Here is a 23,961-nt window from a genome sequence, read left to right as displayed (position 1 = left end):
CCCGCCAATGATCCGCCACAAAAGTTCCTGAAGGTGTCCCTTGGCCGAAACAATTGCAAACAATTCGATCGTTGCGCAAGCGTTCCGACTGATGGAACAATCCCCGATCAGTTCGTTGGGCGATGAAAGCGATGAAGCGCAAGCGGCCGCAGGCCAATACCCGACATCCCGCCAATCTGTTTTGCAAATGCACGATTGGACCGCAGCGTCCGAGCTGAAAAAATTGCCCGTGGTCGCATTGGGCCCAACAGAACTGGCAGATACAGACCTGCCATATGCCTACAATGTCCCGTCTGATTTTTTGCGCCTTCAAGCTGTAATACCCGATGATGTGAAATTCAGGCTGGACCGCAAGTATTTACGCGCAGACCAATCTGGGGGTCTGACTATTCGGTATACCGTGGATTTGACCGCCGAAACCGAAATCCCACCCTTGTTACGCACTGCGATTTCCTACCGTCTTGCGGCAGATCTTGCCCCGCAGTTTACAACCAGTGCAAACCGTGCGGCGCGCCTTCAGACTGAATTTGAAGCCGCTGTAAAAGTGGCTATGCGTGCAGATGCGCGCGGTGCATCCCCCCAACGTCACGACGGCTTGATGGATGAGGGCGATTGGGTGGGGTGGGCCACCCGATGAGAACAACACCAGCACAGCTTTCATTTTCTAGTGGCGAAGCAACGCCACAAATCCATGGCCGGCCAGATTATCAACGATACCAAACCGGTGTCGCATTGGCGCGGGGCTGGATGCCTTTGTTGCAGGGGGCGATGACCAGGGCACCTGGTACTTTGATGCGAGGTCAAACGCGGGCCGACAAGAAATGTCGAATGATCCCTTTTCGCTTTGAAAAGAATGACACTCTTTGGCTTGAGTTCACGCCGTTGAAAATGCGGGTTTGGCGATACGGCGCGCTCGTTGAAAAAAATGGTGACGTCTTCGAGCTGGATCACCCCTACCATTCTGCTGCGTTAACCCGCCTTCGTTGGACCCAAAGCCGTGATCGGTTGTATCTGGCAGATGGTAAGAAGCCGGTTCAGGAACTTTCGCGATTTGCTTTGGATGACTGGAGCATCAACGATTTAAAATTCAACTTTGGACCATTTGACGACATCAACGACGATGAAACGATCAAGGTGCAAGCCAGCGCCGAAACCGGCACAGTCACACTGACAGCAACCGGTGGCGATGTATTTGACACCAGCCAGATCGACAGCCTTTTTTACCTTGAGGCTGAAACGCAAGCCTCTGTTCAGCGCTGGGTGGGCAATCAAGGCATCTCTGTCGGCGATCGGATGCGTTATGACGATCAGGTGTACGAGCTGGTCGAGGGAAGCACTTCCGGTGTTAACCCACCTATACATTCCCGTGGCGAGGATCAGGTAGGCGATGGCATTGTCTGGAAGTATATCTGTGGGACGTCTGGTATTGTTCGCATCACAGCCGTTAACGACGCCCGTGAGGCCACTGCTAAAGTCACGCAACATCTGCCGCCGGACGTAGTTGAGAGCGCGACATTCGTTTGGGCACAATCTGCGTTTTCCAATCAAAGCGGATATCCCAAATCTGTTTTAAACGCTGGCCGACGTCTCGTTTTGGCGAATACTGACCAACACCCCAATCGCCAATGGTTTTCGAAATTCAGCCGATTTCAAAACTTTAAGCCAGGTACGTTGGCAGATGATGCCTTTTCCTATGATCTGGATGAAAACGAGAGTTCCAACCAGATTTTATGGCTGGCCCGAGGTCGAAAGGGCATCCATATCGGTGCCTTTGGTGAAACGTATCTCGCCCAATCATTGAACCGCGGGGAAGCGTTGGGGCAACTGAACCTTGACTATGACCCCACATCCTCTTTTGGCGTGGAAGAAGTTCCACCTGTTGTTTTGGATGGCCGCCCAATATTTGTTGCACGCGGTGGGCAACGTCTTGTCGAGCTCATTTATTCTTATGAACAGGAAGGCGTGGTTCCTAACGAACTGTCTTTGCCCGCTGAGCATTTGGGTGAACCTGGTTTCCTTGGTTTGACCGTGCAGACCGCCCCACACCGATTGATCTGGGTGCGTCGCGGCAACGGTGATCTGGCGATTTTCCTATATAATCGCGAAGAAAAGGTTTTGGGATCTTCGACAATCCCGCTGGCTGGTGGGTTTGTCGAGGACATCTGCGTAACGGCCACGGAAGACGGCTCCAAAGATGTGGTCACGCTTATTGTGAAGCGGACTGTCCAAGGGAAAACCCGGCGTTTCATTGAAGAGGTGGCAGAGATTTTCGGCGCGCGACCAGGTCTGCCGAGCATTTCTGAAGCTGAACATTTCTATTGTGCCAAAACGTTTGTCTCTGAAGGAACTGGCGAAAGCAGTTTTGACATGAGCCACCTTATCGGAAAAACGGTGGATATCTGGACGGACAAGGGTCCATTCCCCGCGCAGCAAGTTCCCGCCAGTGGAATTGTCACTTTAAGCGAAGCCGTAACCCGTGCGCATATCGGGAAATTTGATGATACGCATCTTCTCCGAACATTGCCTGATGCTGCTCAAGCCCGTGACGGTTCTCCGATCGGGCGCAATCAACAATCCAAAGCCTTCGGGGCGCGACTGCACCAAACCGCTGGCTTGGAAACACGCGTTCTGGCCCGCAGTTTCGGCAAAGAGGACAAAGCCAGCAGTTGGAAATCCATCACAGAACAGGTTGTGCCGGCTGATCTGAACACTGGTTACACGGGTGTCGTCAAGGTTGGTCAACCGTCAGGGTGGGGCCACGAAATCCAACGCGAATATCGTCCGGTTCGGGGTGCCCCGGCCACGGTTCAGAACCAAATTCCTTTCATAGAGGCGGCAACGGGCTGATGTGTGAACCGGTAACAGCTGCACTTTCAACATTATTTGCAGGCGGTGCCGGCGCAACCGCCGCTGCCGGCGCAACAGGCCTTGCAGGACTTGGTTCGACCATTTCCACCATCGGTACGATCGCGTCTGTGGGTGGTGCATTGTACCAGGGCATTTCCAGTTACAAGGCAGGAAAGGCACAGTCTGAAGCCTATGCGCAACAGGCGGCCACAGAACAGGCTATCAAGGCTGATGAAAGTGAACAGTTCCGCCGTCGTATGAAAGCGGAAATTGCCAAACAACGGCTGGAATTTGGTGCGCGCGGCATCGGATTGGCCAGCCCAACAGCAATCGCACTTGGGGAAGATGCCGCCAGAGAATTGAGTTTTGGGACACAATCCATTGTTGAACAAGGCACCGTTCGGGCCGCTGAATTAAGTGCCGCAGGCAAAGCATCCAGAGCGCGCGGGCGCACTGCATTGCTGGGCGGCGGCTTTTCTGCCGCATCTAGCGTTTTGAGTGCTTCAGCAGATCGGTGGCAAAACCTTTATGGTGAAGAAGTTGACGGGATGACAACCTGATGGCTGATATCACCATACCACAGGCAGGCCAAATCAGACGTCGCGCACCAGATATTCGCGTTGAAGCTGACCAAACAGGTGGAGCCGTTGCACAGTTTGGTCAAGTCCTTACGCAGATCGGGCGCAAGGTAGAAGATGATCATGCCAATGCACAGTTGGATCAGCTGCGTTTGGACATGCAGCGAGATTTGGCCGGGCTGCGTCAGCAGTATGACAACAGCAGCGACCCCACAGAAATTGACACTGGCTGGCAAAGCGGCGCGGCGGAAATACATGACAAGTATTCCCAAATGGCAGTGTCGCGGAACAAAAAAAAGATCGACCATTTTTTTCAATCGGTCAGCGATCGCCACGGGTTGGCATTGGGGCAACGGTCGATCGACTTGCGTCAGGATCGCGATAAGGGGGTTCTGTTGCGGGCTGAAGATCAGGCTGTAACGGATGCTGCTGTCGCGCGAACGCCTGAAGAACGCGAAGCGATTTATAACACATACGACGATCAGCTGGCAGATATGGCAGAACGGAATGTCATTTCTGCCGAAGAAGCCGTGCGCCGGGGGTTGGCAAATCGCGAGAATGGCGAACGCGCCTATGTTCGCGGCCAATTGCTGAAAGACCCAGAGGCCTACCTGTCGTCCAGGTCCGAAGGGTTGTATGGCGAAATTGACCCGGAGGTTCTGCAGGTCTGGGATGCACAAGCCCGCGCAAAAATTGCAGCGGATGCAAAAGCGGACAGTGTAGAGGCGGATCGGCAGGCCCGTGTTCTGAATGCCGTTATCAAAGAAGAATTGAAAGGCATCACCACAGCCGCACAAGAGGGCCGAATTTACGAAGATGAAGCCGAGTTTTTGCAGGATCCCAATGTGCGCGCGCATCCTGATTTTTCCGATGCGGTTTTGGCAATTGAAACTCGCAACTATATGCCGGATTTCACAAAGTTACCGGCACGCGACCGGGCGGCGGTGATTGCCAGTGAACGCAAGAAGAAAGTTTCGTCAGCCTATGAAACCAAGCGGCTGATCGCACTGGAAGCATCCAGCGAAAAAATAGCCACGCGCTGGAAGGAAGATCCGATCAATGCGGCCCGTGATTTCTTGGGCGCACAAATTGCGGATTTACCAGATCCCAAAGACGGTGATCCACAAGCCATGGCTGCTGGATTGGCTGCTAGGCATCGGGACGTTTCGGCTTTGTATGATGCCCACTATGTGGAAACACCGGAATATTTCACCGATTTAGAGCGTGACAAGCTGCTGGCCGCTGCTGATCCATCGGCCCCCCCCGAGGACCGTATCGCCCTAGCTGGCGCTATTGTTGCAGCATTTGGCGAAGATGCACCAGAAGCCCTGAAACAAATCAAGGCTGATGTGGTTTTTGAACACGCTGGCGGCTTGTTGGCTGCAGGCGGCAACCAGGACATCGCCACCCGTATTTTGCGCGGACAACAGGCCATTGTCGGTAAGACGGTCGAACTGCCAAAGAACGACGAAAAGATGACCATCTTGCATGGCCAGCTGGCTGATTTGTTTGAAGGCCAGCCAAAGATGGCCAATCAAATCACCCGAGTAACAGATGCTTTATATGCGTCACGGGCTGTTGCTGTGGATCCAACAAGTGACGAGGCGCTGGACACCTACCGAGCTTCTTTGAACGAGGCTTTGGGGGGCAGTGTCAACAGTACAGGAGAACAGACTGGGGGCGTTCAGGAATACAATGATCGCCTAACGGTCCTGCCTTTGGGGGTTTCTGTTGAGCAAGTCCAACGGGCATTGGGCGCTCAGCGCATAGCAATGTCTGGGTCACATGCAAAGACAGATGGCAGTGGCAGGGTGGTCAGCATTGAAAAAGTTGAACCTACTGGCGCCGTGAATTGGCAATCTGCCAGTGTTTCTGGTGGCCAGCCAGAATATGCTGGGGGCGACCTTTCGCTGCAAAAGCTGAATGACCTACAATTTCGGGCCGTGGGTGATGGCGTTTATGAGCTTTATGTGAGCACCTGGCGCGGCCCGCGAGATGTCACTGACAGTGTGACCGGGGATCGGTTTTTACTAAATCTGCCAGCCTTTTTGAAGGCTGTGGGCCAATGACCTTTTTCCTTCCCAAAACGGTCAAGCCAAAGGCACCCGAAAACCCCGCCCCGCGAGATGATGCCAGTTTGCCAGAAGTTTTCGGCGCCGGATGGCGCGCAGAAACAATTGAAACAGATGCTTGGGGCCGGCGCCGCAGGGAACAAGAAACGTATTTTTCCGATATCCGCGAAGAAATGGGCGGCGATTGGGCCAAACAAATGCAAGGGTTCAAATTCGATCCAGCAAATCAGAATAGCAGCGTTGCAACACAATCAACACTCTACGCTTTGCGAAAGCTGGCAAAGCAAGATCCTGAAAAATGGGGTCGTTATCCCCAAACGCCGGATGCGATCGAAGCGACAATTACACAACGCCTAAAGGCGGAGTACGATGATGCGATGGAAACGCTTGGAATGGGCGGCCGTGGCAGTTCAGTTGCGGAGTTTTCTGCCCGTTTGGCCCGTGCCGGCACAGATGAAGTTGCCGTAGCATTATTGCCATTTGGTGGCCCAGCATCCGCGCCGATCCGTAGCATTTTTTTGCGTGAGGCTGCATTGGGCGCAGCTGGTGAAGCACTGACTTTGCCAAAACAGTTTCGCGTCGCAGACGAATTGGACCTGCAGCGGCCCAGCATTGCTGTACAATTGGCGATGGGCGCATTGGGGTCCGGTGTAATAGGCGCTGCTGTGCCTGCAAGTGGCAGATACCTGTCCTATCGTCGTGCGAAGAATGACGCACGCAAAGCCACAGATGTTGCCCATGCGGACGTCGTAGATCGGGAAGCTGGCATTGAGGACGCAACGGACCGCATCAACGGTAGAGACACCCCACAGCTTCCAAAACAGGTTGCCTTGCCAACAGGTGGTCCACAGGACCGCAGATTTCTGGATTTCATTGCAGATGCTGAAGGCACTTCGGAAACGCGCGGCGCCCGAGGCTACAATGAAACACTGGCTTATGGCAAATTCACCAACGGAGACGTCGATCTGGTCAATATGACTTTGAACGACGTCATGGCGTTACAGGGGCGCATGCTGGCGCATCCTGAAAACCCATTCAACAGTTCTGCCCTTGGTCGCTACCAGATCGTTCGTAAGACGTTGCGTGGTTTGATTAAGCAGCTGAACCTGACTGGCAACGAGTTTTTCAGCCCTGCCCTGCAGGATCGTATGGCCCTACATTTGGCACGCGGGCGTGGCAGATCCCCCGGAGCCTTGCGCAATGAATGGCAGGGGTTCCAAAACCGCAATGACAAACAGATCCTAGATGCGTGGGATCAAGGCATTTTTGATGCGTCCAGCCGTCCGATCAACACGGGTCCAACGCGTCGAGGATATACCAGAGGAGATGAAGTCAGCACCGGCACCGGCCGCCGCATTTCCGTCCAATATGAAGTGGTGGATGCCAGCCTGTTGCAACGGGCGAGCGGTGATTTGCAGCCACGCGATCGGACGCGCGCGGCCAGCGACGAACAGATTTCACAAATTGCAGCCAGCCTGGACCCTGAACGCCTGATGCCGTCACCGGAAGCTGACAGAGGCACGCCGATTGTAGGGCCGGATAATGTGATCGAGAGCGGCAACGGCCGCGTTGCCGCCATAGAGCGGGCGGCCGAGTTTCATCCTGACAGGTACCAGGCTTATGTAGATCGTTTGCGGCAGGATTTTGACGTGCCTGACGGTGTTTCTACACCAGTATTGGTGGCGCGTCGGACATCAGATTTGGATGGTACGGCCCGGAGGGATTTTGTGAATGAAGCAAATCAATCCACGATCGCACGCATGTCATCAACTGAACGTGCTTCAGCCGATGCCCGTGGGTTGAATGACGATGTTCTAGCAGGGTTCAAGCCAGGTTTCGATTTGAACAGCGCCGAGAACCAACGTTTCACCCAAGGTGTTTTGGCAACCATACCGCAGGCGGAACGCGCGGGCCTGATCACGGCGGATGGCCGACTTAATGCTGAAGGCATCGGTCGCGTGCGTGATGCCGTTTTTGCACGTGCTTTTGATAACGCCCAGTTGTTGGCCAAGTTTACCGAAGAGGGCGGCGCTGATCTGCGGGGCATAACCGAGGCACTGGCGGACGCAGCGCCAGCCTGGGCGCAATTGCGCAGCGATGTGGCCTCTGGCTTGGTACGGCCCGAATTGGACGTGACAGACAACCTGATGGACGCTGTGGCCACAATTGCAGAAGCCCGCGCAACCGCAGCCCGCGAAGGCGCGCCTGTTTCGACAGTCCTCCGCGAGTTGGTTGAAAACGGAGATCTGATTGACGGGCCTGTGGATCCCGTGACGGCCGGCCTGATTGACGTGTTCTATGCGGGGAACCGCGCCCGATCAAAAGATGATGTGAGCACCATTCTGCGCGATTACGCGGCAGAAGCCCGTCAGGTCGGCAAAACAGATCCGTCGCTATTTGGTGACGCCTTAAACGTCAGCCCCCAAGAGGTTCTAAATGCAACGCAAATCGACCCCAACAGCCGCCGCAATTCTGGGCAAAGTGATGGAACATCACGGCAAGCGCCTGAAGGACAAAAGCCTGACCAAATCGGGCAAACATCTACAGTCCCAATCAGTGACGCGCCCCAATTCGAAGGCATAGACGTCGAGGGCATTGCCCCAGATGGCTTTGCGGCGGGAGCTGAAGCCGACGCAGTGCAGCTTGCCGCAGACCAAGGCATCGAAACTTTACGCGCGGACATTGCTGCAGCTGGTGATTTCGATGTGCCTGTTGGGGATCAGGTCGTGCGTGCATCCAGCCTTTTGGACGACATCGAGGCGGACGGCGAGCTGGCCCAAGTTCTGAATTTGTGTAACCCGAAAGGCGGCGGAAATGGCTGACATGTTCCGATGTATCCAAGAAGCAATTGACGATCGCATGCTGGACCCCGCGCGGGGCAAACTTGCGCAAGAGGAATTTTCCCAATTGGTGGAAAATTACCAACGCAGTTATGATCCAACCACGGCCGCAACAATGGCGGCCAAAGATCTGAAAGAAGCAACCACTCGATCAGCGCGATCCCGCCGACATGCGGTTATTCACCAGCTGCAAACAATGCGCCGCAATCAAGCTATGGTCGATGCGGCTGACGATCCTGCCGAGCTTTTGGTGCATGTTTTAAACACGGTTGAAGGCAGCAAGAGCACCGCTGAAAGTGTGCGATTTGTGCAAGATGGGTTAGAGCGCCAGTTCAACGGGATGCTTGGCAAGTTCCTGTCTGCAACCAGCCGCAATCTTTTAGGAAAACAGCGCAAGCCTGCACTGATGAAGGACATTGTGCGCGAGCTGTTTGGTGATGCCTCTGGCGACGGTGTCGCAAAGGAATTTGCAGAAGCCATTACAAAAACCCGCGATCGCGCCCGTGCCTTGTTCAATGCCTATGGCGGAGATATTGGCACGTTGGACAACTACGGCGTAATGCAAAGCCACAATCGCAACAAACTGGTAAAGGCAAAATATTCAGTTTGGAGCAAAGCGATCCACGACCGCCTTGATTGGGCCCGGATCACTGATCACAAAACAGGCAAGCCCTTTGCTTCAGCTGGAGGATCCCCCAATCCGGGGCGCGCTGACGAATTTTTGCAACTGATCTATCAGAACATCACTACCGAAGGCTGGATCAAACGTGAGCCAAGTCTGACCACAGGCGGCAAGGCTTTGTACAACACGCGTGCAGACGCGCGGGTGCTGCACTTCAAATCTGCAGAAGATTGGCTTGGTTACAATGCTGATTTCGGGGACGGTGATCCCTTTTCCGCGATCATGGGACAAATCCACGGTATGGCCCGCGACATTGCCATGCTGCGCGTGCTGGGACCAAGTCCGACTGCCGGTCTGGAACATTTGATCCAAGCCGCAACCAAACGGGCAAAGACGGCCGTTGACGCCAAAATGGAAGCAAGGATTAGATCTAAAGCTAAAACCGCGCGGGTGATGTTGAACCATTTGACAGGCAGCGCCAGCGCGCCCGCAAATCAGGCTTGGGCGGGTTTCTTTGCAGGCGTTCGGGGTATTCTGACATCGGCACAGTTGGGCAGTGCCATGTTGTCTTCAGCAAGTGACATGGCCACCATGCGCGCAGCTGCGCAGCATGTTGGAATGAAGCCGGCAAATATGATCACGCGGGCAGCATCCTTGATGGCCAGTCATGCCACCCGCGATAGCGCCGCTGCGATGGGATATGTTGCAGATACGCTGGCCAACGCCAGCAGTGGCGCAAACCGATTTCTTGGTGAAGTCTGGTCGCCCGAAATCACTCAGCGTCTGACGGATTTTGTGATGCGCGCCCAGGGGCTTTCGTTCTGGACCGACATGAACCGGGTTGCCTTCCAAATGGAATTTAGCGCCCATTTGGCCCAGAATGTGGATCGCCCACTGGCCGACATCGATGCACCTTTGCGCAATGCATTGTCAGCACGTGGGATTACGCCTGAAGACTGGGATTTGCTGCGTGCCGAAAGCGATGCCCTGTTCTCTGCCCCAAACGGATCAAAGTTCTTAAGCCCGTTGTATTGGCTGGAACATACCGCCCTGCCCCGCAATCAGGCTGAAAACCTTTCGATCCGGTTGCAATCCATCATCCAGGAACAGATGGAATTTGCAGTGCCGAGCGTGAACCTAGAAGCCCGGGCAATTCTTCAAGGTGATGCCCCTCCGGGGACATTCCAGGGCGAATTAAGTCGATCCACGCTGATGTACAAAAACTATGCTCTGTCGCTGACAATGAACCAATACCGGCGTGGAATGTCCAAACCGACAGGATTGTCCCGTGCTGCCTATTTTGGCCAATTGATTGCCGGGCTTACTTTAATGGGTGCCGTTGGCGTTCAGCTGAAGGAACTGGCCAAAGGCCGAGATCCGCGTGACATGACGGACCCAAAATTCTGGGCGGCCGCTGGGTTTCAAGGTGGCGGCTTCGGGATATTCGGTGATCTTGTGTATGCAGAAAGCAGCCGCGCAGGCGGCGGTCTGGCGGAAACACTTGGCGGTCCAGTTGTAGGTGCAGCCGGTGATGTAATCCGGATCGGTTCTTCTAACGTTGCACGAATATCTGAAGGCAAAAGCCCAATGTTCGGCCGCGATATCACCAACCTACTCCGTCGCAATACGCCAGGTACAAGCATCTGGTTTGCCCGCACGGCCCTGGATCGAGCCGTTTGGGATCAGATGCAGGATCTTCTAGATCCCGAAGTCGATCAATACCGGCGACAGGCAGAAGGCCGGCAACAGCGCAACTATGGCAACAGCAGCTGGTGGAACAGCGGTGACATCCTGCCAAGCCGCGCACCCGATCTATCAAACATTGCAGGTACTCAATGACACAGGAAACCTTTGTTCCAACCCCGATCTATTACATCTCTGGAATTGGTCCTTATCCGGTTGAACATCCATTTCAACAGGACAGCTTGCGTTTGTACTTGTCCGATAGCGTGGCTGAAACAGAAACTGCGATCGACATCGCGAATTTTACAGTCACGCCGGAAGCTTCTCCGGATGAAAATGGACGCGGTGACGTCTATCTGGACAGCGCTTTTGCTGCAGAAAATGACGGTCTGCAACTGGTCATTGAACGCGCCACCCCGATCGAGAACGGCTGGGAGGGCGTCAGTGGCGCCCGTGAAGCTGGACTGGAAGCCCAACTCGACCGCCTTACCCAAGCCACCCAAGATTTAAGCCAACGCCTCTCTGCCGCTGCCGGCCAACCCCGCCCCTATGTGCCCCTGTCAGGTGCTGTGGATGTTGATGCGGACAACACCGACGATTTCATCACCGCGTTTGAAGCGGCTTTGCTTTGAGGAACCCTGAATGTCCGTAAGATATACAAAAGATCAGATTGACAGCCTTGCTTCATTTATTGCGGCAAAGATTAAGGATCGCATTGGTGGGTTCCGAGTTGATAGCGTAGCGGAACTTGTCGAAAGTGAACGCCCATCGCAAGGCCTTGGAACACTGTGGTCAGCTGGTGATATGTTGTTTCAGGAAGCTGGGCCTTTAGCAGTCGATCACCACTTAACCACGAGCAGTGGCGTGAAGCTGTACGAAGCCGGAGCAAAGTATACTGCTCGATCGCGGTTCGTGCAGGCGGTTGCGCGCGAATTTCCATTTACCACCAATGAATATGTTCACGCTGAAGGTTTTTGGTATACCTACGATGGTGGCGCGCACATTGTAGATTTGGATGGTTTCAGTCCGGCGATCTCAACCGTCCTTAACCCAAAGCAATTTGCTGCACGAGGTAACGGGATTGCTGATGACCTCGTTCCAATCAAGGCGATGTTGGCCTATGGTGCAACGATCGCCGTAATTGCTTACTGGTCACCCGAAGGAAAAAACCCTGCCGAGCAGCGGATCATTTATGATTTTTCTGGCAGCGTTTACGCAGTCAGTGGAGAGATCCTGCTCGAGGCTGAAAACAGCTACAGTCTGATTAAAAATCCCCAGATCATTGCAATCGCCGGTTCGTGGAGCACGACAGGCACAGACGTTATCCAGCTGAAAGCGCCTGGCTCGGACTTCACCGTCAAGCTGGACAGTTACATTTTCAAAATGAAGGTCGGCTGTGGCTACGTGACTTTCCTTTACCCTGATTTGAACTGTAACGGCCTGTGTGGTGGGATTTTCGCCCGTGGTCGTGCCGTGGTCTATCGCCCTGACATTCGCCGCATTGGGTATACCCACGGCGCGCTGGAAGGTTCTGTTGGTATCTGGGCGGCTCTGGGTGACGTTCATATCCGCGATGGCTGGGTTGGCCAATGGGATCAGTCGGACGCGGAGTATTTCGACAAGGATGCCTATGGTGCGATCGGGCTATACACAGCTGACAGTGATATCACCGTCATTGGAACCAAATTCCGTTGGTCCTATGCGAACATTGTCCTTTCTGGGACAAATCACCGGTTTGTGCAGATCCACTCTTTCAACGGGATGCGCAGCTACTCATGGAGTGAGCGGAACGCAGCAGATGCTGAAATGCTGGACGAGTATTTTGGCTTTGACACATCAGCCTATAACTTCCCCGTCCGGACGTATCACAGTGGGGTCCATGCGGTTGCCAAAACATTGGAAAGTGCGAACAACAAATTTTCAGATAGCACATTTGAAGATTGTTACTTTGACAACTGCCATATGGAAACAGAAGCCGATGGCGTGGTGTTTAGAAATCCAAAGCTAGGCGCAAAACCAACGTCGAGTTTGTCAGCGCCAGGCGCGGCTTATATTGATGGAACACCAGTGTCGCCAGAAGGCACAATCGACTATTGGTGGAACAATCACGCTTACGAGGACAATGCAGTTCCCCGCCTGGCGGTCTATGGTGTTCAGCCCTATGTTGAAGGCACCGTAAAAAAAGCAATTAAGTGGACCGATACGGACGATTTCTCATGGGCCAAAGACGGGGCCGCATGGGAGGCTCTGAACGATAACTTGATGGATGAAACCCATGGCGATGGCTTTCGCATGGGATCGGCGCACACCAATCTAAACACAGACAATTCTCGCGCATCCGTTCTATATTACAGCCTTGGCGATAATTCAGCTATTCGCTTTGCGGATGATGCAACCTCGCGGAATGTGGCGGGGGATGAGCTGGATGCGTTCACGCTCATTGGCTCCACTGGCGATCATCTGAAACTTCGGGCGTCCATGGGGTCGGTCTATACGGGCAACGTGCTTCCTGCACTGCTCGGGAATAGCGCCAATGGCTTTGTTGTTGGATCAGGAACCAGCGGAGTTGTCGCCGTTGATGATGATGCTGATGATCTGATTATCCAGAACGGCAGCGATGCCGGCATTTCGGTTGCTGTTCCGCGGGATAACGATGTTCGTTTTCGCGCGGTCACACGTAATGCGGCGGATGATGGCGACGAAGTTCGTGGCGAGTTGCAATTTGATACAAGCGAGGATCTGGTCAAACTGAAGGTCAACGAAACTGATGTTGCTGACTTCGGGCCCGCAGGCAAAGCCACGAGTGTAAAACCTTACTTTGCCGCGCTCATCGCTCAATCAAATGGTGATGGCAACCAGTATGCGTCCGGTGGGAACATGGAGGCGAACCGCCATTGCTATGCGTGGGATCAGGACAGCAGCGGCAATCCAATGGTGGCCGGCACGCAATTCCTGCCTGCTGAAATCGGAACCGCGCCTTACAACAGCACGGAAATCGGCACGGGCGATCCGGTGAACTATTTCTCGCTTCACACGATGAAGCACATTCAGGAAACGCGCGGGGGTGAAACGTATTTGGTGCAGGTCGCGCAGGGGTCAACGCCGATTGAGGCATGGATGCACGACGACGATTTGGCGGCCAATGGATGGACTTTGGGCGGGTCATTCCAAGATCTCTACCCATTTATGATAAACGCGCTGACTGCTGCTCGTGCAGACGTTCCAGGCACCCCAGATTTCCTAGACCTGATCATGTTCTGCCACGGGAACGCCAACTCGGATGATAGCGCGGATCTGTATGCGTACAAAGTGCAGGTGGTTCTTGATCGTCTTGTGACCGAAGGTTTTGCCTCCTACGAAAGTACCAAAGTTCTTGTGGGCGAGTTGGCGCACGGAAGCGCGGCTGATACCTACAAAGGGACACGCCAACAAAAGGCACTGCGGCGGTTGGCTAACAACCCTGACAAGACGAACAAATTCGACGTGGGGATTATCCCGACACGGGGGCTGAATGTAACCAACTCAACGCCTGCGCACTTCACCGGCGAGGCGCTGGTGCAGCTTGGGTATCGCTATGGCCGTGCTGCTCTTGCGAGTGAGGAAGCCCCAGACGATTACAGCGATCCGGATCGGTTTAACCCAAACTATGGACTTAACTGGGCGGTTAAAGAAGCCTTTGTACAGAACCGCGAACTATTCCGCCGCCCGCCTGAAAACTTGGGCGATGTGCCTGTAACGACCGAGAACAGCCACGCCGTTCTTGGTACATGCTACAAAGCTGCGGCAGGGGATGCGATTGTTCTAAGTGATCGGCTTGTGCAGCCAGTTCCGCAAGGCGGGGTTCGTATCTCTATGGAGGCAGCTGTGGATGGCGCTTCCAACGAGTCTGATTTCACGGTCTGCGTTCATCAGTGGGATGGGGATGGAAACCATGTCGGCCTTCTGAACGTACCCAATCCAAAATTTGTGACGGTTGTTGGCGATACAGGTCGGCAGGTTATCTCTAAGACCTTTGTTAATCCGCTTGGCGGTGTGGCTGGTGACGCCGTGTTTGCTGACGATGCCCGTTATTTTAGCGCCTGCTTTCGTGCGGGCATTCTTAGCACGGGTGACGACAGCTATTTCAACGTTCTGGGCTATGATGCTTTGCCAGAGACCGATCTTGCGCCTATCTTCGATACCCGCGAAGCCGCTGAAGATGCGGTAATTGGGGCGAAGGTAAACCGTATCGGGGTCAAAACTCCCACTGGTGATATCCTGTGGCATAAGCGAGACGTACTGACGTTATATCCTTCGCTTAATACTGGTGGCGGTGCACAGTGGTCGCCTGATGGTGATGTTTTTGCTGATCATTGGGCGGATAATACCACGTTCGGCACGACGGATATGGCGGATGCTATTATCGCAGCGGCATCTTATGCTGGTTCAACTGGTTCGCCAGCGCAGGGCGCGCAGAATGTCAACTTCTTTGGGTGCCAGTACCATGTAAGCAAAACCGTCCCTATTAATGACAACTTTGTAACGCTGGTAGGGCAAGGCGCTAGGCCAACACTCATTTCTTGTAACGGTGATATTGGCGATATTATCCATTTCACTGCCGATGATCCTACCACAAACAGCTTAGGGTCTGTTGGAATGCGCAACATTGCTATCCGTAACTTCGCGGACAGTAACAGCGGGGCAGCTATTCGATTGACTAGAGTCATTCATTGCTACTTTGACAATATCAATATCGAGGATCACTTTGGCGGTATCTTGGTTGAGGGCGGCATTGACCACTACTACTCCAACATTCACATATTTTCTGATCGCCTGTGGGGTAGTGTAAAAACGGGTTCTTACTTATGGAAGTTCTCAGAAGGTCCATCTGCTCAACAGATTACCCCTGCCGACATTTTCATCACCAACGTAAATGTGCGGTCTGCTACTGGGAACTTCTACATTGAAAATGGTTTTGTAATTAACTGCATTGATGGCCTTTGGATTAGTAATGGTCACGCCCTTTCTTGCGATAAATCCGCTGTTCATATCGAGCCGGTAATTACAGCGCTTTCCACAGGGGGAACTCAAGTTACTGGATTGATGTTTAGTAACTTCTGGTTTGACACAGGTTGCACTTATGGCTTGCGGATTAAAGGCACCACAACAAAAGGTTTCGGTACGTTCAACTTTAGCAATTCGCAGTTCCTAACTCCTTCCACATATGGAGTTTATGTCGAAAGCGGTTGTAACATAAAGAATGTAAACTTTACAGGAGGTTGTGCATTGAAGGCTGGGTCGGCTGGTATGTACTTCGCAGGCGGGCAAACCTTTAACGTATCAGGTATGTTTATCTCTGGGAATGGTGCCTCTGGCCTATTGTCAGGGATCGCCTTGGCTGGGTCTGTTACTGATGTGTGTATCTCTGGGAACACTATTGGGGGTGATTTGCCTGGCGGAACTTCGACCACACAAACACGAGGGGTATATGTTAATTCAGCATCGGTGGATCGTGTCGCTATTACGGGGAACCAGTTTTCAGGGCATACAGACGCATCTATCAAGGACGATCATTCTGGCACCAACAAGGTTTATTCTGGCAACAGCGTGGATGATACCTACACAGGCATCACTGACGTAGGTGGGTCACTACAATTGCCCGCTTACGGTGAATTTTTCACGGTGAATAGTTCCGTCTCTTCTATCGCCAACCTAATACGTAGGTTTGACCGACGTATGATTACGATCATGTTTACAGCCGCTTGCACTGTCACGCACACGACAGGTCAGTTGGAACTTAATGGCTCGGTTAATTTTGTGGCGGCAAACAAAAACACACTTACGCTCGTGTACACTGGTTCTTACTGGGTCGAGGTTTCCCGAAAAACCTAACCCCCCAACACTTCTGAAACTTCGCTGCGTTCGCGCGGCAGATCTCTATCCCCATCAGGAAAGGATACTGAATTGGATATAAGCGAAATTTTACGCGAGTTTTGGGCAATCATCATTTCCGCAGTTGCGGTCATTGTCTGGATCGTGCGGATCGAGGCTAAGGTGATCACCAACTCGCGCGAAATCCGGCGTGTCTGGCTCCAACGCCGTGAGGATCTGGAAACTGCGGAACGGTCGCGCAGAGAGACCCACGAAATGCTGACCGTCATTCAAAACGATATCAAAACACTGTTGTTTCGTCAGAACGGAGGCTCTTGAAATGAGACTGATCCCCAACGCAAAGCGCATTGCAATCCGAAGCCATTCTATGTGGGCAAACTATCTGGGCATTTTATGCCTGGTGGCGCCCGAGCTGATCTTTTGGCTGTTCGAGCGGGATACCAACCCGCGCATCTGGTGGATCGCCGGTGTGACCCTGATCGCCTATGGCATCTTTGGCCGACTGAAAGACCAGGGCATTGGCGACAAGCTGCACTCGCCATTTTCAGTAACGATCGCGGCCTTCCTGCTGGCAGCTTTCCCCATTGTGTCCCAGTGGGAGGGTAAGGAAAACCGCGCCTACCTCGATCGGATTGCCAGCCCGCCCGTCTGGACCGTGTGCTACGGTGAGACACGCGGGGTAAAACAGGGCGATTATTATTCCGATGCGCAATGCCGTGTGATGTTGGAACGTGGTCTGATCGAATATCGCAACGGCCTGCACCTGTATTTCACAGACGAAACAATCACACATCGCCTGACAGCCGAGCGGGACGCGGCCTATGTTTCGCTGGCTTGGAATGTTGGAATGCGCGGCGCTGGCAAATCAACCGCCACCCGCCGCCTGAACGCTGGCAATATTTCTGGGGGCTGCACGGCCCTTACTTGGTGGAACCGCGCTGGTGGGCGCGTGGTGCGCGGTCTGGCCCGCCGCCGCCAAGCTGAATACGATCTTTGCATGATTGGCGCGGCGTGATGATGAAATACATCGCCATTGGCGCGCTGGTCGCCCTTCTAGGGGTGTCAGGCGCTCTTTGGTGGCAGTCCGGCAGGGTGAGTGCGTTAAAGGCCGACAATGACCGTCTGACGCGCAATGCAGAGGTTCTCAATGATCAGATCGAGCAAGCCCGACTGTCAGCCTCCGTTGCGGCAGCCTATGCCGATCGGGAACGCCGGTTAAACGCCGATGCCAACGCGACGATCGAGGCCATCCGAAACCTTAAACTTGGGGAGTGTGCCGATGCGCCGCTTGATCCTACTCTTGCCGATCTTATTGGGCGCGGGAATGTGCAGTCCGAAGATTGAATATGTGCCGGTAAAGCCAGAAGTGCCAGCGGATCTGCTGCGCCCTGTTCCGATATCAGCACGTAAAGCTGAAACCTACCGAGATCTGGCCGTGCTGGCCACCGAGCACCTGAACAGCGCCCAGACCGCCAATGCAAAGATTGCAGCCTTGGCGGTCATTTTCGGACCTCAATAAACGAAACGTCACACAGGAGAATGAAATGGCGGCTTACAATGGAATAAAAGACCTTGAAAAAGGCGTATGGACACAATTGAACGCTTCGGAAGTAGATGCAATTTTGTTCCAAAACAGAGGCAATAGCGTTGTTGAAATCTATGGGACGCCAACTGATACTGCGCCTGAACTCTCAATCGTTGGGATTGAGTACGTGCCAGGCACTGGCGAGAACATGACGCTGGCGGATTACTTCAAAGGTGTAACCGACCCGAAATATCTATGGGGATTGACCAGATACAACGCTGGTAAGGTGTTTGTGTCTCATGCTTAGTCCTTTTGGCGCGTGGCGTGTTTTTGATCGTGGGATGCCGTCAGGCGGCGGTACTCCTGAAAGCCCCGTCCTGTACGCACAGAATTTTGAAACTGATCGGAGCGCGGATTTCAACGACACAATGACCCACTACTCTGGCGAAGAATACCCAGAGGACGATTACCCAGCATGGCTGGGAACCTCTGGCGGCGGGGCTATGGCGTTCGGTGGCGGGGATGACTTTATCTCGTCTCGCTATATCGACGTGGATGCTTACGAGGGTATGGTCCCAGAAATATATTGGGTCATGGATAAAAATGACATTGGGGGTGATGGGTACATCACTGACAACTTGGTGCTGCGTTTGAAGTTTTCTTACCTCAATGCAGGCGGGTCAGAGATTTCCAACGATTATCTTGGCGCTCCTGATTACGCTGGGGTTTTCTACCCTGACGCATTACCTGCCGGAACTGCAACTTTGCGGATATACTTCGAGCGTAGGGTGAACCTTACGAACCGTATGCCGATGGTTATTTACTTCTTGCAGGTGCGCGATGTGACAGAGGGGGCAGTGTCGCCTATCCCTAGTAGCCCACTGCGTCTGCCTTGGCCTTGGCCTGTTCTGGCTGCGACTGGTGAAACCATTTCGAAGAACTACGGCGGGACGTTTGACGGCGCTGTTTCCACGGTTGGCGTTGGTGATGCCCCTGCTAATCTTGGCTTGTCTGCGGCTGGCAAGTCGATAACTTTCACACCAACAGAAGCGGTAAGCCCAGCCGAGCCGTGCTACATCACAGCGCAGAACGGTGACACGCAAGGTCTGGCCCCTGCGCAAATATACGTTATGGCCGAAGATGTCAGTGCAATGTCATTGCGGGCGCTTGTCCACACAATGAAAATGGAAGCGGGTCATGCTCTTGTGGTCGATCCTGTTTATTACGTTGAAGGTGGTCTGTGGCCCTATTCGGTGTCGATCACGTCTGCGCCCTCTTGGATGGATGAACATTCCAACGGGGTTCTGACGGGCGTTGCGTCTGGCACAGGGGCGCAGACAAGCGTTGTCGCAACGGTCACGGATGCGCTTGGGGATACCATTGAAGTGACCGTACCTGTGGAAATCATTTCCATCAGCCGTGCAAGCCCAACGGCCCTGAACACTGGCGGTGATTTGAAAGTTCTGTCTGGCGTTCATGAGAACGAAGACGAGGGCGTAGGGCCAAAAGTGTTCCAGCTTGCCGATGGTGAAACCTACACAAGCGGGAATTGGTTTAAGGTCAATCGCGGTATGGGCAACCCTGTTATATTCATGGGCCCAGACACAGGCATGGCCTACATTGACCCCGGTATGCTGAACCAGTGTCACGGCCTTTGGTTTGAGGGCAACATCACCTTTCTGCGCACAACCCTTCCATCGGGCAACGTCCAAAGCAGTCTGTCAGAGCGCACCGATAATGACTGGGGCTTCTCTGCCCTGAATAGCGTCTACTGGCCAACGAATGGCGAACCACGGTCCCACAACCGATGGACGGGAGTAACGTTTGAGGGCTACGAAACCGACCTGTCAAACGAAACGGGTTGGATGATTACCTTGGATGGTGAAGGAAACCTTCAGTATGACGCGGGCGGCACACTACCAACGACAGGACCAGAGTCTCGTGGCGTCTATCGCGGCGGGATTGAATTATCTACATTAGGTGTTGCTCAGGATTGCGAGATAAAATCATCCGCTCACCCAATTCGACTGTCTGGCCCGCAAAGTCTGGCATTTAACAACCGCCTAAGTAGAACGCGCGTAGATAACATCCGCATTCACGGGGCTGACGGTTGTGCAGTTATTGGAAATAGGAACGCACAATCCGGAACCGATACCCGTACAAATTGCCGATCTGACGAACATCAAGACCATATTCAGTCGGTCAACGATAATGACACAGGCGCGGGGCTGCGCTGCGTGTTTGTTGATAACTTCCTGATTGATCTAGGATGGGTTGGCGTTCAAGCGATCCAGCTTAATATGGGGTCGGCTGGCAGTTATGATGACGATGGCGACCCGCGCGGCAATGCCTACGACTGGATGCTTAAACGAAACGTAATGACCGCAAGCCTTTCCAACGGGGTAAATCCGCAAGGCTTCATTGCTTCAATGTCAGACAACATGATTGTGACCGATCCTGAAACATTCGATTTGGATAATGCCACATATGCAATTACCCGCCGTGATGGTAACTCTATGGTAAACATATCCAACAACGTGCTGACGAACATCAGCGCTGACACGTCTGTATCTGCATGGACGCTATCGGGTAACTTAGTCTTTGCTGGTCCAGAGGCTACCGATCTTGGGGCAACCTCAATCACGGATATTTTTCCAAATATCAACACGGTCTGCACCTACAACGATCCGCGCGAGGCGGTGGAGAATGGCGCTCCTGCGTCTGAGGCTCGTTTCTACAGGAACAATTCGGCAGGTTATACCCAAGGGGCCGCATGGCTGACAACGGGGTAGCCCTCTCCCGGCTGTCTCTCTCCTATTCCCCCGCTGGCCCTGTGTCGGTGGGGGGGCGGCAGAACAGTTTCTGCACTTCTATGGCCTCTGTGATCTTGTCGTATGGGTCGCCATAGATTGTCAACTTCGCCGCGAGTTTGAGGCATTGCAGGGAAAGCCAATCTCTCATCACGCCTGTCTCCTGTCTTTAGTCATTCGGGCAAGGTTTTGCCCCCAGCAAGCAATGAAAATTAATACGAACATAGCAAACGCGTCTAGTCCATCCAAGAACCACCAGCACGCACTTATAGCAGGGATACCCGTTCCAAATTCTATCAATATTCTACGCATTGAGAAGCTCTCCAGTGTTGTCTATAGACCTACAATAAATAGCCAAACAGACCCGCATCATCCGACTTTTTTGATTTTCCAAGCCATTGAAAACAAACAATTCAACATTAATTTGTAATCAGTAGGTCCGCGGTTCGAGTCCGTGTGGGGGCACCATTCTACCAACCCAATTAGTCCAATCACTTCCAAAGTGTCCTTATTCACAAGGATTGTAGAATAGCCCTTAGGCCGATGCAGTCTTTCCGTATCCGGCGCGATACCCCCAGATTGATGTATCCATCGGGGTATCAGGATTAGGCTGGACATGCGTCATCCAAGCACTGCCCCTAACTGGCTTTTGACATCGCCGCCACACCGCCCGCAGAGCCATTTACGAACCTCTCGTGCAGACGTGCCTTTGTCATCCCTGCGGTGTCATTCATTTTGTGGTGTTTGACCGTTTCAGCGCGTCGGCCAGGGCTGATCCAAAGGCGCCTTGGCTTTCGCTATTGTCACCCTTCTTTGGCTTTGGCCCTGCGGAAGATCGCCCTTTGTGATCGGATTTGGATTTTGACGAACCGCGCTCGTTTTTGCCTGCGGCATCACCGCCATCTTTGCGCATGGTCAGGCCGATGCGTTTGCGCGCGACGTCCACTTCGGTCACACGCACCCGCACCACATCACCGGCTTTGACCACTTCATGGGGGTCTTTGACAAATCGGTCGGCAAGCTGGCTGACGTGGACCAGACCGTCCTGATGTACGCCGATATCGACGAAAGCGCCAAAGGCTGCCACATTGGTCACGGTGCCTTCTAGCGACATGCCGGGCTTTAGATCGGTGATGCTGTCGACGCCTTCGGCGAAAGTGGCGGTTTTAAAGGTCGGGCGCGGATCGCGGCCCGGTTTTTCAAGTTCCGCCAGAATATCGCGCACGGTTGGCAGGCCGAAACTGGCATCCACAAACTGTTCGGCCCGCAAGCCTGACAAAGCACCGCTGTCGCCCATGATGGCGCGGATATCCCGCCCGCAGGCCTGTACGATCTTCCGTGCGACGCCGTAAGCCTCGGGATGAACTGAAGACGCATCTAGCGGCTCGCTGCCATCCGTGATGCGCAGGAACCCCGCACATTGTTCAAAGGCTTTCGGCCCCAGTCCTGGGACTTTCAGCAAAGCTTTGCGCGTGGCAAAGGCCCCGTTTGCATCGCGGTGCGCCACGACGGATTGCGCCAGCGATGGCCCCAGACCGGCAATATGGGATAACAACGGCGCAGAGGCCATGTTCAGATTCACCCCTACCGCATTCACCGCATCTTCGACCACAGCCGCAAGGGATTGGGCCAAACGGCGTTGATCCACATCGTGCTGGTATTGGCCAACCCCGATGGCTTGGGGCTCGATTTTCACCAATTCTGCCAGCGGGTCTTGCAAACGGCGGGCAATGGACACCGCGCCGCGGATCGACACATCTACATCGGGAAATTCCAATGATGCCAGCTCTGACGCCGAATAAACCGACGCCCCTGCTTCGGACACGATCACAGGTGTGGGGCGCGGTGCCCCTGCGGGCAGGCGTTTGATCACATCTGCCACAAGACGTTCGGATTCGCGGCTGGCGGTACCGTTGCCGATAGCGATCAGGGCGATGTTGTGCTTTTTGATCATATGCAGCAGGGTTTCCTCGGCCCCGCGCAGATCGTTGCGGGGCTGGAATGGATAGATCGTGGCCGTGTCCAACAGCTTGCCAGTTTCATCCACAACCGCAATCTTACAGCCTGTCCGTATCCCCGGATCAAGCCCGAGCGTGGCGCGCGCGCCCGCAGGGGCGGCCAGTAGCAAATCACGCAGGTTGCGGGCAAAAACTTCGATGGCAGCATCATGGGCGTTGCGCCGCAGTTCGGTCATCAGGTCGATGAACATGGACAGGCTCAACTTGACCTTCCACGCCCAGACAGCCGCGTCTTGCAGCCAGATGTCCCCTGCCCCTTGGCCCGGAATCCCGATTTCAGCCGCGATGATGCCGATGATTTTCGGCAATCCCAGCTCCGGCTCTGGCCCGATGTCAAAGGTGATGATCTCTTCTTTGGAAGCCCGCAGAATCGCCAGTGCGCGGTGGGACGGGATTGTCGCCCATTTTTCTGTATGTCCGAAGTAATCCGAAAACTTAACACCGGTTTCTTCTTTGCCAGGGATAACGCGGGTGGTGACCAAAGCTTCTTGCTGCATGACCTGACGCAGCCGCCCCAAAAGCGAGGCGTTTTCGCCAAGCTGTTCCACAAGAATATCACGCGCCCCTGTCAGCGCATCTTTGGCAGTCGCTACATTTTCAGACAGAAAATCCTGCGCCAACACAGTCGGATCGGCGGAGCGGTTGTCCAGAATGGCTTGTAGCAACGGTTCCAGCCCGTTTTCCCGTGCAATCATCGCCTTGGTGCGGCGTTTGGGTTTAAACGGCAGATACAGGTCTTCGAGCACGGCTTTTGTGTCGGCATTTGCAATGTCACGGGCCAGCGCATCGGTCAGTTTATCCTGCGCAGTGATTTCCCCAAGAATACTGGCGCGGCGCTTTTCCAACTCGCGCAGATAGCTGAGCCGTTCGGACAACTGGCGCAGTTGGATGTCGTCCAGACCGCCTGTGGTCTCTTTGCGGTAGCGGGCTACGAAAGGCACCGTATCGCCCCCGTCCAGCAGTGTAATCGTGGCTGTGACCTGTTCGGCACGCGCCCCGATATCGGTGGCGATTTTACGGGCGATGTTATCTGCAACGGCGTTCATACTGGGTTCCCTGCGGTTGTCGGATCACCGTGATAGCGCCACAGATGCA

The 23,961-nt window shown here is 54.0% G+C and carries 16 protein-coding genes; 14 read left to right on the top strand and 2 right to left on the bottom strand.

What is annotated here, in order from left to right; genetic code table 11:
* The first annotated feature begins 40 nt into the window (after positions 1-40).
* The 14 genes from GGE09_RS17460 (at position 41) to GGE09_RS17395 (ending at position 20,830) form a co-directional block, all read left to right on the top strand.
* Positions 41-637: a hypothetical protein gene (locus GGE09_RS17460; protein WP_309747456.1), complete on the top strand. Its 597-nt coding sequence runs from the start codon at positions 41-43 to the stop codon at positions 635-637.
* Positions 613-2,847: a hypothetical protein gene (locus GGE09_RS17455; protein WP_309747455.1), complete on the top strand. Its 2,235-nt coding sequence runs from the start codon at positions 613-615 to the stop codon at positions 2,845-2,847. Before GGE09_RS17460 ends, GGE09_RS17455 begins: the two co-directional genes overlap by 25 nt.
* Positions 2,847-3,407 carry a hypothetical protein gene (locus GGE09_RS17450; RefSeq protein ID WP_309747454.1) on the top strand — a complete coding sequence of 187 codons (561 nt, stop codon included), beginning with the start codon at positions 2,847-2,849 and terminating at the stop codon, positions 3,405-3,407. The genes GGE09_RS17455 and GGE09_RS17450 overlap by 1 nt, the downstream gene beginning before the upstream one ends.
* A complete protein-coding gene (locus tag GGE09_RS17445; RefSeq protein WP_309747453.1) occupies positions 3,407-5,494 on the top strand; it encodes a hypothetical protein in 2,088 nt (695 codons plus the stop codon). Before GGE09_RS17450 ends, GGE09_RS17445 begins: the two co-directional genes overlap by 1 nt.
* Positions 5,491-8,319: a hypothetical protein gene (locus GGE09_RS17440; protein WP_309747452.1), complete on the top strand. Its 2,829-nt coding sequence runs from the start codon at positions 5,491-5,493 to the stop codon at positions 8,317-8,319. Before GGE09_RS17445 ends, GGE09_RS17440 begins: the two co-directional genes overlap by 4 nt.
* Positions 8,312-10,798 (top strand): hypothetical protein, encoded by a 2,487-nt coding sequence (locus tag GGE09_RS17435; RefSeq protein ID WP_309747451.1) that lies wholly within the window; start codon positions 8,312-8,314, stop codon positions 10,796-10,798. Before GGE09_RS17440 ends, GGE09_RS17435 begins: the two co-directional genes overlap by 8 nt.
* Positions 10,795-11,274 (top strand): hypothetical protein, encoded by a 480-nt coding sequence (locus tag GGE09_RS17430; protein WP_309747450.1) that lies wholly within the window; start codon positions 10,795-10,797, stop codon positions 11,272-11,274. Before GGE09_RS17435 ends, GGE09_RS17430 begins: the two co-directional genes overlap by 4 nt.
* A 10-nt stretch (positions 11,275-11,284) precedes the next feature.
* The gene (locus GGE09_RS17425; protein ID WP_309747449.1) at positions 11,285-16,513 is read left to right on the top strand and encodes a right-handed parallel beta-helix repeat-containing protein; all 5,229 of its coding nucleotides are present in this window, start codon (positions 11,285-11,287) and stop codon (positions 16,511-16,513) included.
* Positions 16,514-16,585: 72 nt separating this feature from the next.
* Positions 16,586-16,831: a hypothetical protein gene (locus GGE09_RS17420; protein WP_309747448.1), complete on the top strand. Its 246-nt coding sequence runs from the start codon at positions 16,586-16,588 to the stop codon at positions 16,829-16,831.
* A gap of 1 nt (position 16,832) precedes the next feature.
* A complete protein-coding gene (locus tag GGE09_RS17415) occupies positions 16,833-17,528 on the top strand; it encodes a lysozyme (protein ID WP_309747447.1) in 696 nt (231 codons plus the stop codon).
* On the top strand, positions 17,528-17,857 hold the full coding sequence (locus GGE09_RS17410) for a hypothetical protein (protein ID WP_309747446.1): 330 nt from the start codon (positions 17,528-17,530) through the stop codon (positions 17,855-17,857). The genes GGE09_RS17415 and GGE09_RS17410 overlap by 1 nt, the downstream gene beginning before the upstream one ends.
* Positions 17,838-18,032 carry a hypothetical protein gene (locus tag GGE09_RS17405; protein WP_309747445.1) on the top strand — a complete coding sequence of 65 codons (195 nt, stop codon included), beginning with the start codon at positions 17,838-17,840 and terminating at the stop codon, positions 18,030-18,032. Before GGE09_RS17410 ends, GGE09_RS17405 begins: the two co-directional genes overlap by 20 nt.
* Positions 18,033-18,057: 25 nt before the next feature.
* Complete coding sequence (locus GGE09_RS17400) at positions 18,058-18,345, top strand: hypothetical protein (RefSeq protein WP_309747444.1); 288 nt, start codon at positions 18,058-18,060, stop codon at positions 18,343-18,345.
* Positions 18,338-20,830 carry a hypothetical protein gene (locus GGE09_RS17395; RefSeq protein WP_309747443.1) on the top strand — a complete coding sequence of 831 codons (2,493 nt, stop codon included), beginning with the start codon at positions 18,338-18,340 and terminating at the stop codon, positions 20,828-20,830. Before GGE09_RS17400 ends, GGE09_RS17395 begins: the two co-directional genes overlap by 8 nt.
* A 22-nt stretch (positions 20,831-20,852) precedes the next feature.
* On the opposite strand, the gene GGE09_RS17390 is transcribed toward GGE09_RS17395, so the two are convergent.
* Together GGE09_RS17390 and GGE09_RS17385 are read right to left on the bottom strand one after the other, a co-directional pair.
* Positions 20,853-20,999: a hypothetical protein gene (locus tag GGE09_RS17390; protein ID WP_309747442.1), complete on the bottom strand. Its 147-nt coding sequence runs from the start codon at positions 20,997-20,999 to the stop codon at positions 20,853-20,855.
* 579 nt (positions 21,000-21,578) lie between these two features.
* Entirely contained in the window at positions 21,579-23,912 is a 2,334-nt protein-coding gene (locus tag GGE09_RS17385; protein WP_309747441.1) for a Tex family protein, read from the bottom strand.
* Between the last annotated feature and the right edge of the window lie 49 nt (positions 23,913-23,961).

The organism is Roseobacter sp. N2S (assembly GCF_031454055.1).
Taxonomy (GTDB): domain Bacteria; phylum Pseudomonadota; class Alphaproteobacteria; order Rhodobacterales; family Rhodobacteraceae; genus Amylibacter.
Note: the sequence above shows the minus strand (reverse complement) of the source record. Positions and strands in the feature narration are given on the sequence as shown.

What these genes read in the sequence shown, in the direction of transcription:
- GGE09_RS17450 (WP_309747454.1), top strand. Translation starts at nt 2,847, where the DNA reads ATGTGTGAACCGGTAACAGCTGCACTTTCAACATTATTTGCAGGCGGT.
- GGE09_RS17445 (WP_309747453.1), top strand. Translation starts at nt 3,407, where the DNA reads ATGGCTGATATCACCATACCACAGGCAGGCCAAATCAGACGTCGCGCA.
- GGE09_RS17440 (WP_309747452.1), top strand. Translation starts at nt 5,491, where the DNA reads ATGACCTTTTTCCTTCCCAAAACGGTCAAGCCAAAGGCACCCGAAAAC.
- GGE09_RS17435 (WP_309747451.1), top strand. Translation starts at nt 8,312, where the DNA reads ATGGCTGACATGTTCCGATGTATCCAAGAAGCAATTGACGATCGCATG.
- GGE09_RS17430 (WP_309747450.1), top strand. Translation starts at nt 10,795, where the DNA reads ATGACACAGGAAACCTTTGTTCCAACCCCGATCTATTACATCTCTGGA.
- GGE09_RS17425 (WP_309747449.1), top strand. Translation starts at nt 11,285, where the DNA reads ATGTCCGTAAGATATACAAAAGATCAGATTGACAGCCTTGCTTCATTT.
- GGE09_RS17415 (WP_309747447.1), top strand. Translation starts at nt 16,833, where the DNA reads ATGAGACTGATCCCCAACGCAAAGCGCATTGCAATCCGAAGCCATTCT.
- GGE09_RS17410 (WP_309747446.1), top strand. Translation starts at nt 17,528, where the DNA reads ATGATGAAATACATCGCCATTGGCGCGCTGGTCGCCCTTCTAGGGGTG.
- GGE09_RS17405 (WP_309747445.1), top strand. Translation starts at nt 17,838, where the DNA reads ATGTGCAGTCCGAAGATTGAATATGTGCCGGTAAAGCCAGAAGTGCCA.
- GGE09_RS17400 (WP_309747444.1), top strand. Translation starts at nt 18,058, where the DNA reads ATGGCGGCTTACAATGGAATAAAAGACCTTGAAAAAGGCGTATGGACA.
- GGE09_RS17395 (WP_309747443.1), top strand. Translation starts at nt 18,338, where the DNA reads ATGCTTAGTCCTTTTGGCGCGTGGCGTGTTTTTGATCGTGGGATGCCG.
- GGE09_RS17390 (WP_309747442.1), bottom strand. Translation starts at nt 20,999, where the DNA reads ATGAGAGATTGGCTTTCCCTGCAATGCCTCAAACTCGCGGCGAAGTTG.
- GGE09_RS17385 (WP_309747441.1), bottom strand. Translation starts at nt 23,912, where the DNA reads ATGAACGCCGTTGCAGATAACATCGCCCGTAAAATCGCCACCGATATC.